The sequence below is a fragment of the Cupriavidus sp. SIMBA_020 genome (assembly GCF_046535395.1).
Classification (GTDB): Bacteria; Pseudomonadota; Gammaproteobacteria; order Burkholderiales; family Burkholderiaceae; genus Cupriavidus; species Cupriavidus campinensis.
Map to the genome: position 1 here is coordinate 1 of NZ_JAWRWU010000070.1, position 461 is coordinate 461.

At 64.6% G+C, this 461-nt stretch carries 1 protein-coding gene; it reads right to left on the reverse strand.

Going from position 1 to position 461, the window contains the following annotated elements; translation table 11 throughout:
* Positions 1–461 (reverse strand): M56 family metallopeptidase (locus SB751_RS28200; RefSeq protein WP_410748810.1); only part of this gene is annotated, 461 nt, incomplete at both ends.

Consider the following 461-nt stretch of genomic DNA (forward strand, 5'->3'; position numbering starts at 1 on the left):
AGGACATGACCGGATTTGTCGTCGATCACCACGACGTGGCTCGATGCGAGCAACCCGGCAGGCACGATGCCCGCCGCGGGTTGCGTCACGGGCACCTGCCACAGTGTCTGCGCCGTCACGCACAACGCGACGAAGCAAACCGTGATGGCCGGGACGCACGCGACCCAGTGCGGCGAGGGCGGGACGGGGTGGCAGAGGCGTTTGATGCGGTCCAGCAACTGGCCGCCCCGCGCCGATTGCGCGACTCGCGCGTATCCGGCACTCGACGATTGAAGCGCGTCGAGCTCCTCGAGCGCAAGCGCCAAACGCCGAGGGTTTTGAATGAGCGTGCCGGCTATTTGATCGGCGACGCATTCCCGCTCGATACGAATCCGGTGCGACAGCCACCACACTGCCGGATGAAAAAACAGCAGCGCCTCGATCACGCTTTGCAGCAGATTGACCAGATAGTCGGCGCGCTT